The following is a 15,114-nucleotide window of genomic DNA, read 5'->3' as shown; positions in this document are numbered from 1 at the left end:
CTAAACTCCCAGCTCAAGACTTAGTCTTGGACTTATTATTTAACAGTCTTATAAAAAGGAATTGATGATGAGTACACCTATCAGACCTACAACTGCGACAAGGGTTTCCATCATTGACCAAGAGCGGATGGTATCTTTTATACTAAGGTTAAAATATTCTTTGAACATCCAAAAACCAGGGTCATTTACATGCGAAAACATTAAACTACCTACACCAATGGATAATACCATTAAGTTAGGATCTACCTGTAGCGTCTCTATCATGGGCGCCATAATTCCAGCGGTAGTTAAGCCCGCTACCGTAGCTGAGCCTAGGCATACACGAATAAAAGCGGAAATCAACCAGCCAAGAATCAAAGGGTGAATACTGACATTTTTGAGCAAAGAAGCCATGGTATCGCTTACTCCACTTTCCATAAAAACTTGTTTGAGCGCACCTGCTCCAGCAATGATTAAGAGCACCATTGCTACATCTTTTACCGCTTCAGAATAAGTATTCATCGTTTTGGAAAGCGCTTTACTTGTCAGTCCTCCCAAAGTAGTGGTTGCTACCAAAACCGCCAATAGCATGACCATGGCAGGATCACCAATTAGTTTACAAACTGGTATCAAAGGCGAATCACTTGGCAAAATACTTGTGAGAATAGTGGTTCCTGCCATCATAAAAACAGGAAATAAGGCTGTAAAAAAGCTCAGAAAGGTGCTGGGTAAAATTTGATTGGGTTCGGAAGTAGTCGCAAAACTCAAGTTGGGACTTGAGGAAATATTTTTTAGGGTTAGAGAGTAAAGCGGGCCAGCAATAATAATTGTCGGAATCGCAATGATGATTCCGTACAGTAAAGTTTGCCCCATGTCTGCATGAAACTGCGCTACCAAAGCAGCAGGCGAGGGGTGAGGAGGTAAGAAACCATGTGCCACCGACAAAGATGCCAGCATGGGTAAGCCAATATACACAGCTGGTAATTTGTATTGATATACCACCGAAAAAATCAAAGGAATCATCAACACAAAACCTACATTATAAAATAGAGGTATTCCGATAATAAAACCTGTACAAACTAAGCCCCATTGAATGTATTTTTCGCCAAAAAGTCCCATCATGACTGAGGCAATACGTTGTGCAGCGCCACTTTGAGCCACCAATTTGCCCAACATGGCCCCTAAGGCAATTACACCAACTAATGAGCCCAACATGTCGCCTATTCCTTTTTGAATAGACTTGCTGATGAGTTCGAGGGGCATTCCCATGCTGATACCTGCCACTAAGGAGGTAATCAAAAAAGCCAAAAATGGATTGAACTTCGCAACAGTAATCAGTAGCACTAATAGTCCAATACAAGCAATTACAAGCAATAAAATCATAGGAATTTTGAGTGCAGAGTTAAAAGTGATGAGATTACTTTAATTTTCTAATTGTTTTATTCTGTAGTCAAAAAATCACCTTTACACATTGTCCACACGCTAAAGTTTACGTCTTATTTTGGGGTATTAAAAAGGATAAATAAGGTTTTTTAAATTAAAGAGTGAGGTTTTGAAACTCCTCACTCTTCATTCTACACGCCGACTTGGTTAGTTTTTATCCCACCATATACGAGTTGTAAGCGTATTAGCACCTTGACGAGAGATTGCTTCTTTGAGGTTTGGTCCGTTGAGGTTTTCTTCAACAATTGGATAAATCAAACGTCTTGGAATCGTACCATTGGTCAGGTTACCTGTAATGTTCACTGGCGTTAATTTAGGATAACCAGTTCTTCTCCAGTTAGAATATACCTCTACTTCGTCTGGGAATAAAGATACCCACATTTGTGAGTGAATTTGTTCCATCTGCGCATCGAAACTTGCAGGGAAAGTATGAGTCGACAAATAAGCATTAATTTTTGCAGTTGAAATAGCTGCTGCGTCACCATAGATAGCCATATTGCGCATCGAAGCAGATATACCACCTTGGTAGTAACTTGCTGCGTCGCCAGATGCCCAACCTCTAATAATAGCTTCAGCCATCAAGAAATTCATTTCGGCATTACTGATTACGACCATTGGCGCATCCAATTTCAACACGGTGTTGATATTTGGCTCAGAATACGTAATAAAATCGGCAGGTTTTTGTAACAAACCGTTTTGCATACCTTTTTGTATGGTAGCAGTAGTATCTTGCTTTTTATCTACCCAAACAACTGCAATTGAACTCAAACGAGGGTCTTTGTTAGTTTTCAAGAAAGAAATAAATGTATTTGAAAACTTACCACCTTCGGTATTGTTGTTACCATCTGCCACAGCATAGTTGTTGCCTCGCAAAGCCAACGAAACAGGGTTTTTGTTGATGTCCTGACCGTTAGCAATGTATTGTACTTTTGCCAAATCCTTATCATCCAATATGATGCCTCCAGCGATGGCTTTTTGTGCCCAAGTTTTTGCCGTTGCAGCATCTACTTTGGTCATACGCATCGACAAACGAAGCATTAATGAATAAGCAAACTTTTTCCATTTTGTCACATCTCCGCCATATACAATGTCAGCACTTGCGTACGATGATTTGGTTGCATCCAAACTCGTTGCTGCTTGCTCCAATTCTTTCAACATATCCAAGTAAACACTTTGTTGAGAGTCATATTTTGGGGTGAATTTAGAAGCAGTATAACCTTGTGCAGCATCAGAGTATGGAATATCTCCGTACAAATCTGTAATGCGGTGGAAAGTATAAGCACGCCAAATACGAGCTATCGCATAAAGGTTTACTTGTGCAGGATCGTTTTTAACAGCATTGATAACTGTCTGAACTTCGTTTACGCCTAACGGATAAGCGTTGTTGAAGAAGTCATACGGGTAAGTACCTTGTGAGAAAAAATATTTATCTCCAATACCTGGTACATCTTTGTATGTCGAAAAATGTTGAATCGAACCTCCCGCTGCAAACTCATACGTACTAGCACAGCTATTGTTGAGTGCATCGTATTGTGCCTTGCTAAACATATAAGATGGCACAATGATGGGAGAAGTATCGGGGTTGATATTGAGTTCTTCAAAACCGTTGTCGCACGAACTGAAAAGTGCAACACCAGCCATAAAAAGAAGGGTTTTGAATGTATGTCTCTTTTTCATAAGTCTCAGGTAATACGCTATTGAGCTGACTCTTTAGCACAATTTTTTGAATTTATCCTATGTTGAAAATGCTACATGTTGGGGTTTACTGAATAAAGGAAAAGGGATTTCAAAAATGAGTTTTCTCACAGAATATGATATAATTGGGGTTATTGAAAATTTATATTCACAACTCCTCATTCCGCACTCTCTCTGAATTAGTGGGCGAAAAAATTCGCCCCTAAAAACACATCCCGATTTTCCATCAGTTCACCACATCCTAGAATTTCACTGTTAAGTTGATACCGTAGCTACGTGCTCTTGGCAAACCAAATGCCTCGAAACCTTGGGCATTGCTGTTAGTATAACTTGATTCTGGGTCAAAGTTTTCTGTCTTTTTGTACAACACAAATAAGTTACGTGCCACAAAAGAGATAGATGCCGACTGAATCTTCGCAAAGCTTAGGTATTTCGCTGGAATTTTGTAGCCCAAAACGATTTGGCGTAACTTGATAAAGCTTCCATCATACACAAATAGGTCTGAGTAGTTTTTCAAGTTGTCATAGTAAAGACGCAACTGAGATACTGGTACTGTACGAGTGTAAGAATCGCCGTTGGCAGTTACACCATTCAATACCAAGCCATTGTCACGACCTGCTAAAGTACTTTTTTGTAAGCCAAAACGAGTTGCGTACACGTTCATTACCGAGAATACATCGTTGCCGAATTTGCCATCTAACAAGATATCAAAATTCCAATTTTTGTAGGTAAACGAGTTGCTTAAACCTGTTGTCAACGGCGCTACGCCTTGTCCAATTTCTTTGATTGGGCCTTTTACTGGATAACCTGTAGAAGTATCATAAACGATATTACCTTTTGAGTCAGTAACCATCGTATAACCTTTGATGATACCATAAGGACGACCTGCATCTGTATTGACATAAGCCCAAGAACCTACCGAAGTAGCTAATTGAATGGTATTTACACCTTCAGTCAATTGAACTACTTTGTTTTGGTTATAAGCCATATTGAAGCTTGCATTCCAACTAAAGTTTTTGGTTTTTACCAAAGAACCCGTCAACAATAATTCGATACCTGAGTTGTCTACTTGTCCAACGTTAACGTAGGTATTTTGATAACCACTTGTTCCTGAAATAGCAGTTTTTACAATATCATTAGTCGTACGACGCAAGTAATAAGTCAAATCTACTCCTAAGCGATTATTGAATAATTTGGTATCAAGACCTGCTTCCCAAGTGGTTGAAGTAAATGGCTTTAAACTTGGGTTGTTAAGAAGATACTCACCATTAGTCATTGTGATTTGTTGCAATGGCTGTCCGCTACTTGTTACCATACTATAGCTTTGATTCAAGGTATATGGGTCTGGTACACCACCACCTACTTGAGCCCAAGAAGCTCTCAATTTAGCATAGTTGACAAAAGACGGCATTTCTGTAGCTTGTGATAATACAAAGCTGGTTCCTACTGCTGGATAAAGAATAGTATTGTTTTTGATACCCAATGTAGAGAACCAATCCTGACGAGCTGAAGCATTTAAAAACAAGACACCTTTGTAATCAAGGTCTAACGAGCCAAATACCGAGTTCGTCGCCAAACGTTGCGTTACTGGACGAGTCGTAGCTGTAGTCAGGTTGGTAAAGCTGTAAAAGTTTGGAATAATGAATTGTGTACCGTTAGTATAAATTTCAGAACGTTCGAAAGAGCGTTGGTTGCCACCTAACATCGCATTCATGTGAACCGGACCTAAATCGGTATTGTAGTTTACAGTCAACATAGAGTTGTTTTCTGTAACTGTCGATTTGATACCTTGATATTCACCTGCTGCATTTGTTGTATACACCGTTCCTGTTGGGATAATACCTGTGAAGTCATAGCTATAGAAGTCGCGGCTGATATTACCTTTTACAAAAAGGTTTTTCAAAATATCATACTTCAAACCAAACTGACCAATAAAGCGGTTTTTGGTATCATCGTTTCTAAATTTATTAACAACAAAGTAAGAATTGGAAGCATAAGGAGTTTCATTCCATTGAACTTCGCGACCTGTTGCGTCATAGCCTGGATCCATCCAACGAATATCTACTGTGTTGGCAATCATGTAGTTTGCCCAGTTAGGGTTACCTGGCGCATCACCAGCACTCGGACGGTTGTGAGCTTTTTCTAAGTTATATTGTGCCAAAGCCTCCATCGAAATACGTTCGCCTAATTTAGCATTAATGCTTAGGTTGGCTACTTTACGATTGAAGGTAGAATTTGGCAATACACTCTTGTTATTGATGTCTGCTACTGATGCTCTAAAGTTCAAGGCCTCAGTACCACCACTAAATGAAATGGTATTACTCAAAGTCGAACCTGTACGGTAAAAGTTCTTAATATTGTTCTGTTGTGGAGAATAAGGATGTTCTTTTCCATCAAAAGCAATATAAGGCTGTCCGTCCATTTTGGCACCCCACGAACGACGTCCCCAGCTTACGGCTTGCGCTTGCGAAGTTGGTTTTACGCCACCGTCTCCTTGACCGTACATATATTGCCAGTCAGTAAAGTCAACGACATCGTCGATTGTAGCAGTAGCGTTGTATTCTACACCAATACCTTTACGAACAGTACCTTTTTTCGTAGTAATCAAAATAACACCGTTGGCAGCACGCGAGCCATATAAGGCTGCTGCTGTACCACCTTTCAAGACTGAGATACTTTCAATATCGTCGGGGTTGATACCACCAATACCATCACCACGGTCAACATTGTGACCACTACCACCTGTAGTTGGGCTACCGCCTGGCGTACTGTTGTCGATAGGCATACCATTGATTACATATAAAGGTTGGTTATCGCCTGATAATGAGCCATTACCACGAATTACCACTCTACTCGAACCACCCGCACCTGTTGCCAAACTTGTTGCGTTTACCCCAGCAATTTTACCAGAAAGAGCATTGGCTAAGTTGGTTTCACGAGCTTGAGTAAATTCGCTACCACTTACTTCTGTTACTGAGTAGGCAAGTGCTTTTTTGTCTTTTTTCACACCCAAAGCAGTTACTACTACTTCTTGGATGTTTTGTACACTTTCTTTTAAAGTAACTGATACAGCAGTTTGATTAGCCGAAAGTTCCACTGTTTGCGGTTCGTATCCTACCATCGATACGACCAACGTAATACTTGTAATGTTATCAGGAATTCCCAATTTGAATTTTCCTGAGGCATCTGTCGAAGTACCAATTTTGGGATTACCTTTTACAAAAACAGAGGCTCCAATAATCGGACTACCATCTTTGGCAGAAGTAATCACACCTGAAACTGGAAGTGTGCCAAACATATTGAATGTAATATTGCTCTTATGAGCTAAATGGAGCTCTGCAAGCTCAGAAGCATAACCTTGAAAGGTCATACTTCCTAGCACAGATAGCCACAGCAACTTTTGTGAGCGAGGTAATAGTCGAGTTTTCATCATAGCTTGTTTAGTTGGAGATTTGGGTTTTTGCAAAATTTGCAATTTTTGTTGCGCTATTTATTTACAAACTTAGGATAAATTTTAAATAAACCTGCATTTATTGCAATTTAATTCTGCAAATTTTTCAAATAATGAGTATTTATTCTCAATTTTTGCAAAATATGAATACTTTCTCCCACTTAATAAGGATATAGAAACTTGGTCTTTTTGCTATCTTTGCAAACCATAACCAACAACCTTCCTTGAATATGTCAGTTAACCTCCTTAAAAAAGAACGAAAAGATTTAATACTGAAGGAAATCAATGTTCATACCCGTGTAACATTCGCTGAGCTAGTGGATGTATTAAATGTTTCGGAAGATACCATTCGACGAGATTTGAATGAGTTGGCCGAGGAGGGAGAGATTATAAAAATTAGAGGAGGGGCAATGTCAAAAGCCTATCACTATTCTTCTCAAGTGAAAGAAACCTATGCGCACAGCTCTAAACAAGAGATTGCTAGAAAAGCTTTGGGGTTGTTGAAAGAAGGAATGTTGGTGCTCGTTGGCGGAGGAACTACCATCAGGGAGTTGGTCAAGCTCATTCCTGATTCGCTTCGTATTACATTTATGACCGTAAACCCTTTGACCGCAGTAGAGTTATTGGATAAACCCAACGTTGATATTATCATGGTGGGCGGACAGTTATCTCGTTATAGCCAGATGGCAGTAGGCGGTGAAGTACACCAACGTTTATCCGAAATGCGTGCAGATTTATGTATTATGGGCAGTAATGCCATTGATACAAAAGGTGGATTTACAGATTCAGATTGGGAAACAGTATTGGTAAAAAAGGCGATGATTAAGGCCTCCAAAAAAGTAGCAGTATTGTCTATTGCTGAAAAATTGGATTCTGTCATGAAGATGAAAATTGCAGATTTATCAGAAATCAATTACTTAGTAACCGACCTCGACCCCAACGATGCCAAATTAGGACCTTATCAAAATAAAGGAGCAACACTTTTGTAAAAAGAAGCCATATTTTCCTGCTATTCATCAAAAAAGCGGTCTAAAATCAATTTTCGACCGCTTTTTGATACGGTTGGAGAATAACCCTAATCTCAAAATTTAGGAAGATTCATGTTTATATCTGAGTAAAAACTACACGTTCTCCACCTTGGATTCGATCTTCTCTTTTACTTGTTTCAAGTTCTCCAATAAATGTTCACGCATTTGAACAAACTGCATAATTTCTGTATGATTTTCTGAATATTTTAAGTTCGGGAAAAACAATGATGGAAATAAAATGAACTCAAGTGCTTGTGATTCAGGCTTTTTTCCTTGTTTTTTTACTGAAAGAGTAATCTTGGGCGCGTTAAAATCACGGTGCTGGCTTGAAGAATCAATATGAATGGATTCGATATGCTCAAACGGAATTTCTTTGGAAGAGGTCACCGAGGAACCAACCGTGTGGATATGATACAATTTTTGGTCAGAAAGGGCTACATATACCGCTCTTTTCTTTTTGAAAATAGAATTAATACTATCCTGCAAACTTTGCAAACCCGACAATTGTGGATATTGTACCGATACTAGGGCGTGAATAGGAGCACTAATAGAGTTACTAATGTGTGAAAACGAATCTAATACCTGAAATCTTTTAGCCATGTGAATATGTATGATTTATTAGGGTTGATTGTAAACGAAGTAAGTAATTACCGAATGCTTGCGAGTACATAATCCATTAGGGAAATGAATACTAAAACAACGGACAATTCAACTCATTTATTGATAGTCGAATGAAAAACAAGGTTAAAATTACAACTAATGTGCCAAAATTAGTCTATCTATTTTAGGAAAGAATTGTCATAAAATTTATTCTAAGAAAATCAATGACTGTCTTACAATATCTATAATAATTTAACAGTTTTTAAGAACAGATAATCAAAACTAATCTGTATCTTTACGACCAGCAACTATAAGCTTCTTTAAAAAATCAGTGAAGACTAGTCAATTTGCGTACTATGAAAGCTTTTCGTTTATTCAAATGGATATTACCACTTGTGCTATGGATCATAGCAATGAGCGGTTATGCTCATGACGGAAAGATCAAAAGTAGCTATACAAAGGTTAGCAAAACTGTTTCAAAGTTTAGTAAAAAAAGAACATTTGGTCGTCATTTTGAAGTTGAAAATAATGTACTTCTTGATAATCAGGAAGAGAAAGACGAAAGTTCTGAGCGTTCTCACGGACTGACTTCTAATACGGATGTATCAAGTACCGAACACGCTATAATTCAAACATTACAACGCTCAGATACGCCATTTGTATCTCATTTATCCTTTTCAAAAAAGTTATTTATCCTTCATTGTGTCTATTTAATTTGAAAATAGCACACTACTCACTCGTTATATTTCCCTAAAAACAGTATTAAAAATCAACATTAGCCCTTTGAGGTGACAACAGTGCAAGGACAATTCTGTGTAGCTATTATGCAGAAAAATTGATTTTGCATTGGTCTAAAAGCTTAGATTACTTATACAATCAAGGCTCGATAGAGAAGTGTAACTTTGCTTAAGGTGTTGTAAAACAGGTATGTAATGTGGTTATTGGCCATATTAATTCTATACGTACGTAATTTTGCTGACATTCGACCCAAATTTATTGCTTCAGGTTACTTCAATACTCTTTCCAGAATTCGGGCTGATTGTATGAAGCTTTCTGTTCAGAACCACTTTCTGTTTCTGAATCGATAGCATATAAGAAATAGTGCAAATCAGAAGTTAGGCTTAGTTGGTGTTGAAATTTTACCCACTATTCCAAACGTACTGAGAACTATTACTTAGTGTGTATGCGGGGGCATACACAAGGTTTTGTCCGTTTCATTTTAATCACTTGACTCAAAATTATGAAATCCTATTTGGTATGGATTTTCGGCCTGATGTGTAGTGCAAATGTGGCTTTAGCACAAAGCCGTGATACATTGCGCTTAAACGTTGACGAGGCCGAACAACAGTTTGTTAAAAACAACCTTACTTTGCTGGCTCAGAAGTATAACATTGAAGCCTCCAAAGCTGCAATTATTCAGGCAAAACTTTTGCCTAATCCTAACATCAATTACGAACAAGGTTTGAATACAAAGAAGACCATTGCCAATGATGCACCTATTGGCGCTTTTGGCGAAAGAACTTTGCAGATTCAACAATTGATTTTATTGGCAGGAAAACGGAATAAGCAAGTCAATGTTGCTAAAATTAATGCAGAGATTACTGATTATCAATTCTTTGAAATCGTAAGAGGTTTAACATATCAGCTACATAGTAGCTTTTATACGATTCATTATTTACAAAAAACGTTAGCTACATACGAGCAGGAAATAGAAACACTTAATAAGCTCTTAAATGCTTATTCTGATCAAGTTACCAGAGGTAATGTTCCACAAAAAGAACTGATTCGTTTACAGTCGTTTTTAGTAAGTCTGGAAACAGAACGTTCAAATATCATTTTGGAAATCACTGATAATCAGGCTATACTCAAAGTGCTTTTGTCGGATCCTTCTACCAAAACGGTACATCCAGTTGTAGATGACAATGCTTTGGAACAAAAAAGCGTAATAGGGTTACAGCTCAGCGAGTTAATCAACAATGCCACTGATAATCGCTATGACCGTAAGATTCAAGAAGCATCTGTAAGATTGGCTTCGGCAGACTTAGCTTTGCAAAAAGCAATGGCTACACCTGATTTGACGATTGGCTATAGCTATGACCGTGCAGGTAGTTATCTCAATAATTACCATGGCTTAACTATTGCGATGGATTTGCCAGTGTTCAATAAAAATCAAGGAAATATCAAGATTGCTGAAAATACAATTCAAGCAAACAAACAAAATTTAGCACAAACCGACGTACAAATTAACAATGACGTTTTGCAAGCCTTGCTCAAAGCACAAGAAGCCGAACGTTTGTATAAGACACTTGATAAAAACTATTTGCCAAGTTTTAATAAATTGATTGACGGAGTAGTACAAAACTACCAAAAGCGTAATATCACTCTGCTAGAGTTTATGGACTTTTTAGAGTCGTATAAAATTACCGTTACGCAAATCAATACACTTCAAAACACAAGAATGCAGACATTCGAAAATCTCAATTTTGTAGTAGGCAAAAAAGTTCTTTAAGATTTAAACAGACATCACAATGAAAAAGCATATAAAGTATCTTTCAATTCTTGCAATCTCAACTTTGGCTACTGCTTGTAGCTCTTCTCAGGCAGATAATGAATCAAAAGCTGAGGATCAGCCTTTTGAACTTTCGCAACGCCTAAAGCAAGAATTGAGCTTGGCGCCCGCAACCTTGGAGCCTATTCAAACCCAATTGCAGTTGACAGGCAAAGTAATGCCTTACGAAGATAAACAAGTAAAAGTATCTCCGTTGGTGGATGGTGTTATCGAAAAAATCCATGCTAATTTGGGTGATTTTGTCAACAAAGGACAAACACTTGCTGTAGTTCACTCATCGGAGGTGGCAGACGTTGAAAATCAAACGGTTAGTGCTACTTCAGATTTGCTTTCGGCTCAGAAAAACTTGCAAGTACAAAAAGATATGTACAAAGCAGGTTTGGCATCTGAAAAAGACGTGACTTTTGCCCAAAACGATGTGTTGAAAGCTCAAGGGTCATTGAAACGAGCCAAAGAAGTATCTAGTATTTATAGTGTAAAAAATGCGTTTTATACCTTGAAAGCGCCAATTTCAGGTTATGTAATTGAAAAAAACAATGCCATTTCTGATAAAATGTCTTTTCACGAAGGCGAAACAGGAGCATTTTTTACCATTGCTGACTTATCTCAAATTCAAGTGGTAGCAAACGTGTATGAAGCGGATATTGCTAAAGTTCATGTAGGCTCTCAAGTACAAGTAAAATTGATTTCTTATCCTGATAAAGTCATTAAAGGGGTAGTAAACAAAATGAGTAATGCACTAGACCCTGAAACTCGTACTTTACAGGTTCGTATCAATATGCCAAACCCTGGCTTTTTGATGAAACCAGAAATGTTTGCACAGGTAGACGTAAGTTACAGTTCGGCAGATAGAAGCATTGCGATTCCTTCGTCGGCAGTAATTTTTGACCAAAACAAAAACTTTGTGGTTGTTTATAAGGATGCCAAGCATTTGGAGGTAAGAGAAATCCAGATTGCGAAACAAAACTCTAATAAAACTTATGTGATTTCAGGTTTGAAAGAGGGTGAAAATGTAATGAACAAAAACCAATTGTTGGTGTACAACGCATTGGTAAACTAGTGTGTAAAGTAAATAGTGTTTTTTCGACTAAAAAATGCTATTCAGCTTATGCAAAAATTGTTCAAAACAGTATTCTTATAAATCACTCATTCGAATGAAAAAGGTATTAGCGTTATCGCTCAAATATAAATTTGCAGTATTCTTTTTTACTGCTGTGGTAGTGATTGGAGGTATTTCTAGTTTTATCAATACTCCAATTGATGCCTTTCCTGATGTTACCAATACTCAGGTAACTATCATTACTCAATGGTCTGGGCGTAGTGCTGAGGAAATTGAAAAATTTGTAACTGCTCCGCTCGAAATCTCGATGAACGGGGTGCAAAAGAAAACTACAGTTCGTTCAACAACGCTATTCGGTTTATCTGTAGTAGTGGTTATGTTCGACGACGGTGTTGACAATAACTTTGCTCGTATTCAGGTTAATAATGCCTTGATGGGCGTTGAACTGCCCGATGGCGTAGAGCCTGAAGTACAACCGCCTTATGGACCAACGGGCGAAATCTTCCGCTATACCCTCGAAGGTAAAGGGATGACTTCACGTCGTTTTAAGGAAATTCAAGACTGGGTGATTGACCGTAATTTACGCTCAGTACCAGGCGTGGCAGATATTGTAAGTTTTGGTGGTGAGGTAAAAACGTATGAGATTAGTGTAAATCCTAATTTGCTTCAGGACTATAAAATTACGCCACTAGATGTATTTACGGCTGTTGAGAAAAGTAATATCAACGTTGGAGGTGACGTAATTACCAAAAACAACCAAGCCTACGTGGTTCGTGGGATAGGTTTATTGAAGAATATCCAAGACATTCAAAATATCTTGGTCGATAATATCAATGGCGTACCTGTTTATGTAAAAACGGTTGCAACCGTAACAGAGTCGGCTTTACCTCGTTTGGGACAAGTGGGTCGTGGCGAAGACAATGATGCTGTAGAAGGTATTGTGGTAATGCGTAAAGGAGAGAATCCTTCAGAGGTAATTCAAAGCTTGAATCTGAAAGTGGAGGAGTTGAATTCAAAAATTCTTCCTAATGGTGTAAAAATCAAAACGTTTTATAATCGTCAAACGCTCCTAGATTTTTGTATCGAAACAGTAACGCACAACCTTATTGAAGGGATTGTTTTGGTAACATTAATCGTATTGATTTTCTTAGCTGACTGGCGTGCATCCTTGATTGTATCGATGATTATTCCGTTGGCTTTGCTGTTTGCGTTCTGTTGTCTGAAACTTCTTGGTATGAACGTAAACCTACTTTCATTAGGAGCGGTAGACTTCGGGATTATTATTGATGGTACAGTGGTGGTAGTCGAAGGGCTTATTGTGGTTTTGGCTCATCAAGCGGAGCATGTGGGAATGGAGCGCTTTAATAAATTGGCTAAAATGTCGATTATCAAGCGTACAGGTACGAGCATGGGTAAAGCGATTTTTACCTCAAAAATCATTATTTTGATTGCTTTGCTACCCATTTTTGCCTTCCAAAAAGTAGAAGGTAAAATGTTTACGCCATTGGCTTGGACATTGGGTTCAGCTTTGCTCGGTGCCTTGATTTTTACATTGACTTTGGTGCCTGTGATGGTAAGTATCTTAATGAATAAAAACGTAAGAGAGAAAAGTAATTTCTTAGTCGATGCTGTAATGAAGTATTCGATGAAGCTTTTCAACTACTGTTTTACGCATAAAAGATTTACTTTCATTACAACTGGTATTATTACGGTTGTGGGCTTTTGGACCTTAACTATTCACGGAACAGAGTTCTTGCCTCAACTCAACGAAGGCTCTATTTACGTGCGTGCCACAATGCCACGTAGTATTAGTTTGGACGAGTCTGTGCGTTATGCTAACGATATTCGTAAGGTATTTGAAGGCTTCCCTGAAGTTCGTCAGGTACTTTCGCAGGCAGGTCGCCCGAACGATGGTACTGACCCAACGGGTTTCTATAATGTCGAATTTCACGTAGATATTTATCCACAAAAAGAATGGGCTAGTAAGCTAACCAAAGCGCAACTGATTGAAAAAATGGAAAACAAATTGAGTATTTTCCAAGGAGTTGTATTTGGATTCTCGCAACCTATTATGGATAACGTAGAAGAAGCGGTATCAGGGGTAAAAGGTTCAATTGCCGTAAAAATCTATGGAAACGACTTTGAGTTTTTGGAAGGTGAAGCAGAGAAAGTAGAAAAGGTATTACGCCGTGTAAAAGGTATCGAGGATTTAGGTATTATCCGTAACCTTGGACAGCCAGAATTGCATATTGAGCTTGACCAACAGAAAATGAACTTCTATGGTGTACAAACAGCCGATGCTGATGCCGTAGTAGCCATGGCGATTGGTGGACAGACTGCCAGTCAGTTGTACGAAGGTGAACGCAAATTTGATATTCGTGTACGTTTCCAATCGGAATTCCGTAAGTCAGAGCAAGAGATTCGCAATTTGATGGTGCCATCTATGAGCGGTACTAAAATACCTATTAAGCAAATCGCAGAAGTAAAAACATTGACAGGTCCAAGTTTGATTTTCCGTGAAGATACCAAGCGTTTTATTGCTGTGAAATTCTCTGTTCGTGGTCGTGATATGGGTAGTACCATTGCCGAAGCGCAACAAGAAGTGAAAAAAGTCATTCCTAGCCTACCAAAAGGATACGACATGAAATGGAAAGGTGATTTCGAAAACCAACAACGTGCGTCTAAACGATTGGCGCAAGTAGTTCCTATTTCGATGATTGCGATTTTCTTTATCCTCTATGTAATGTTTGGTAGCTTGAGAGATGCAGGTTTGGTATTCTCTAATGTACCGTTTGCGATTATTGGTGGTTCGGTAGCCTTGTTGGTTACGCATACCAATTTCAGTATTTCGGCAGGTATTGGTTTTATTGCCTTGTTTGGTATATGTATTCAAAATGGGGTAATTATGATTGAGGTATTTAAAGAAAACCTCCATAAGAAAATGACCTTGCTCGACTCGATTACTGAAGGGGTCAAATCGAGGGTTCGTCCAGTAATGATGACCGCTATGATGGGTATTTTCGGGATGTTACCAGCCGCTACTTCTTCAGGTATTGGCTCAGAATCTCAAAAGCCTCTTGCAATTGTAGTAATTGGTGGGATGATTGGTGCAACTATATTGACGCTCTTTATTTTCCCATTATTCTACGAAAGAGTGTATAGAAATAAATAGAAATACAGAGATAAGGAAACATTTTCCTTAATCTTCTAAAAATATAACAAGCTTTTAGCTTAAAGACTAAATAATCTATTTGTCTGTTTAGGAATCGCTGCCGGCAATGCTGGCAGT

9 protein-coding genes are annotated in these 15,114 nt (G+C 38.4%); 5 read left to right on the top strand and 4 right to left on the bottom strand.

Going from position 1 to position 15,114, the window contains the following annotated elements:
• Positions 1-48 precede the first annotated feature (48 nt).
• The 3 genes from QM491_RS20680 to QM491_RS20670 all read right to left on the bottom strand — a co-directional run bounded on the left by QM491_RS20680 (position 49) and on the right by QM491_RS20670 (position 6,550).
• Entirely contained in the window at positions 49-1,362 is a 1,314-nt protein-coding gene (locus QM491_RS20680; RefSeq protein ID WP_283329433.1) for a gluconate:H+ symporter, read from the bottom strand.
• A gap of 207 nt (positions 1,363-1,569) precedes the next feature.
• Positions 1,570-3,099, bottom strand: coding sequence for a SusD/RagB family nutrient-binding outer membrane lipoprotein (locus tag QM491_RS20675; protein WP_283329432.1), 1,530 nt, complete (start codon positions 3,097-3,099; stop codon positions 1,570-1,572).
• 259 nt (positions 3,100-3,358) lie between these two features.
• Entirely contained in the window at positions 3,359-6,550 is a 3,192-nt protein-coding gene (locus QM491_RS20670; RefSeq protein ID WP_283329431.1) for a SusC/RagA family TonB-linked outer membrane protein, read from the bottom strand.
• 248 nt (positions 6,551-6,798) lie between these two features.
• Here QM491_RS20670 and QM491_RS20665 point away from each other — a divergent pair, with 248 nt between their 5' ends.
• Positions 6,799-7,557 carry a DeoR/GlpR family DNA-binding transcription regulator gene (locus tag QM491_RS20665; RefSeq protein ID WP_283329430.1) on the top strand — a complete coding sequence of 253 codons (759 nt, stop codon included), beginning with the start codon at positions 6,799-6,801 and terminating at the stop codon, positions 7,555-7,557.
• 132 nt (positions 7,558-7,689) lie between these two features.
• Here QM491_RS20665 and QM491_RS20660 read toward each other — a convergent pair whose 3' ends face one another.
• The gene (locus tag QM491_RS20660) at positions 7,690-8,196 is read right to left on the bottom strand and encodes a hypothetical protein (RefSeq protein ID WP_283329429.1); all 507 of its coding nucleotides are present in this window, start codon (positions 8,194-8,196) and stop codon (positions 7,690-7,692) included.
• A gap of 356 nt (positions 8,197-8,552) precedes the next feature.
• On the opposite strand from QM491_RS20660, the gene QM491_RS20655 reads away from it, so the two are divergent.
• The 4 genes from QM491_RS20655 to QM491_RS20640 all read left to right on the top strand — a co-directional run bounded on the left by QM491_RS20655 (position 8,553) and on the right by QM491_RS20640 (position 14,997).
• Positions 8,553-8,915 carry a hypothetical protein gene (locus QM491_RS20655; RefSeq protein ID WP_283329428.1) on the top strand — a complete coding sequence of 121 codons (363 nt, stop codon included), beginning with the start codon at positions 8,553-8,555 and terminating at the stop codon, positions 8,913-8,915.
• 521 nt (positions 8,916-9,436) lie between these two features.
• A complete protein-coding gene (locus QM491_RS20650) occupies positions 9,437-10,705 on the top strand; it encodes a TolC family protein (protein ID WP_283329427.1) in 1,269 nt (422 codons plus the stop codon).
• A 19-nt stretch (positions 10,706-10,724) separates the two neighbouring features.
• Positions 10,725-11,825, top strand: coding sequence for an efflux RND transporter periplasmic adaptor subunit (locus tag QM491_RS20645; RefSeq protein WP_283329426.1), 1,101 nt, complete (start codon positions 10,725-10,727; stop codon positions 11,823-11,825).
• A gap of 94 nt (positions 11,826-11,919) precedes the next feature.
• Positions 11,920-14,997, top strand: a complete 3,078-nt coding sequence (locus QM491_RS20640; protein ID WP_283329425.1) for an efflux RND transporter permease subunit — start codon at positions 11,920-11,922, stop codon at positions 14,995-14,997.
• Positions 14,998-15,114 lie beyond the last annotated feature (117 nt).

It is taken from the genome of Flectobacillus longus (assembly GCF_030056705.1).
GTDB classification, from domain to species: domain Bacteria; phylum Bacteroidota; class Bacteroidia; order Cytophagales; family Spirosomataceae; genus Flectobacillus; species Flectobacillus longus.
The sequence above is the reverse complement of the archived record's forward strand: the minus strand, read 5'-3'. Positions and strand labels throughout refer to the sequence as shown.

Excerpts from the sequence above, each read along its gene's own strand:
- QM491_RS20680 (WP_283329433.1), bottom strand. The coding sequence starts at position 1,362 with ATGATTTTATTGCTTGTAATTGCTTGTATTGGACTATTAGTGCTACTG.
- QM491_RS20675 (WP_283329432.1), bottom strand. The coding sequence starts at position 3,099 with ATGAAAAAGAGACATACATTCAAAACCCTTCTTTTTATGGCTGGTGTT.
- QM491_RS20670 (WP_283329431.1), bottom strand. The coding sequence starts at position 6,550 with ATGATGAAAACTCGACTATTACCTCGCTCACAAAAGTTGCTGTGGCTA.
- QM491_RS20665 (WP_283329430.1), top strand. The coding sequence starts at position 6,799 with ATGTCAGTTAACCTCCTTAAAAAAGAACGAAAAGATTTAATACTGAAG.
- QM491_RS20660 (WP_283329429.1), bottom strand. The coding sequence starts at position 8,196 with ATGGCTAAAAGATTTCAGGTATTAGATTCGTTTTCACACATTAGTAAC.
- QM491_RS20655 (WP_283329428.1), top strand. The coding sequence starts at position 8,553 with ATGAAAGCTTTTCGTTTATTCAAATGGATATTACCACTTGTGCTATGG.
- QM491_RS20650 (WP_283329427.1), top strand. The coding sequence starts at position 9,437 with ATGAAATCCTATTTGGTATGGATTTTCGGCCTGATGTGTAGTGCAAAT.
- QM491_RS20645 (WP_283329426.1), top strand. The coding sequence starts at position 10,725 with ATGAAAAAGCATATAAAGTATCTTTCAATTCTTGCAATCTCAACTTTG.
- QM491_RS20640 (WP_283329425.1), top strand. The coding sequence starts at position 11,920 with ATGAAAAAGGTATTAGCGTTATCGCTCAAATATAAATTTGCAGTATTC.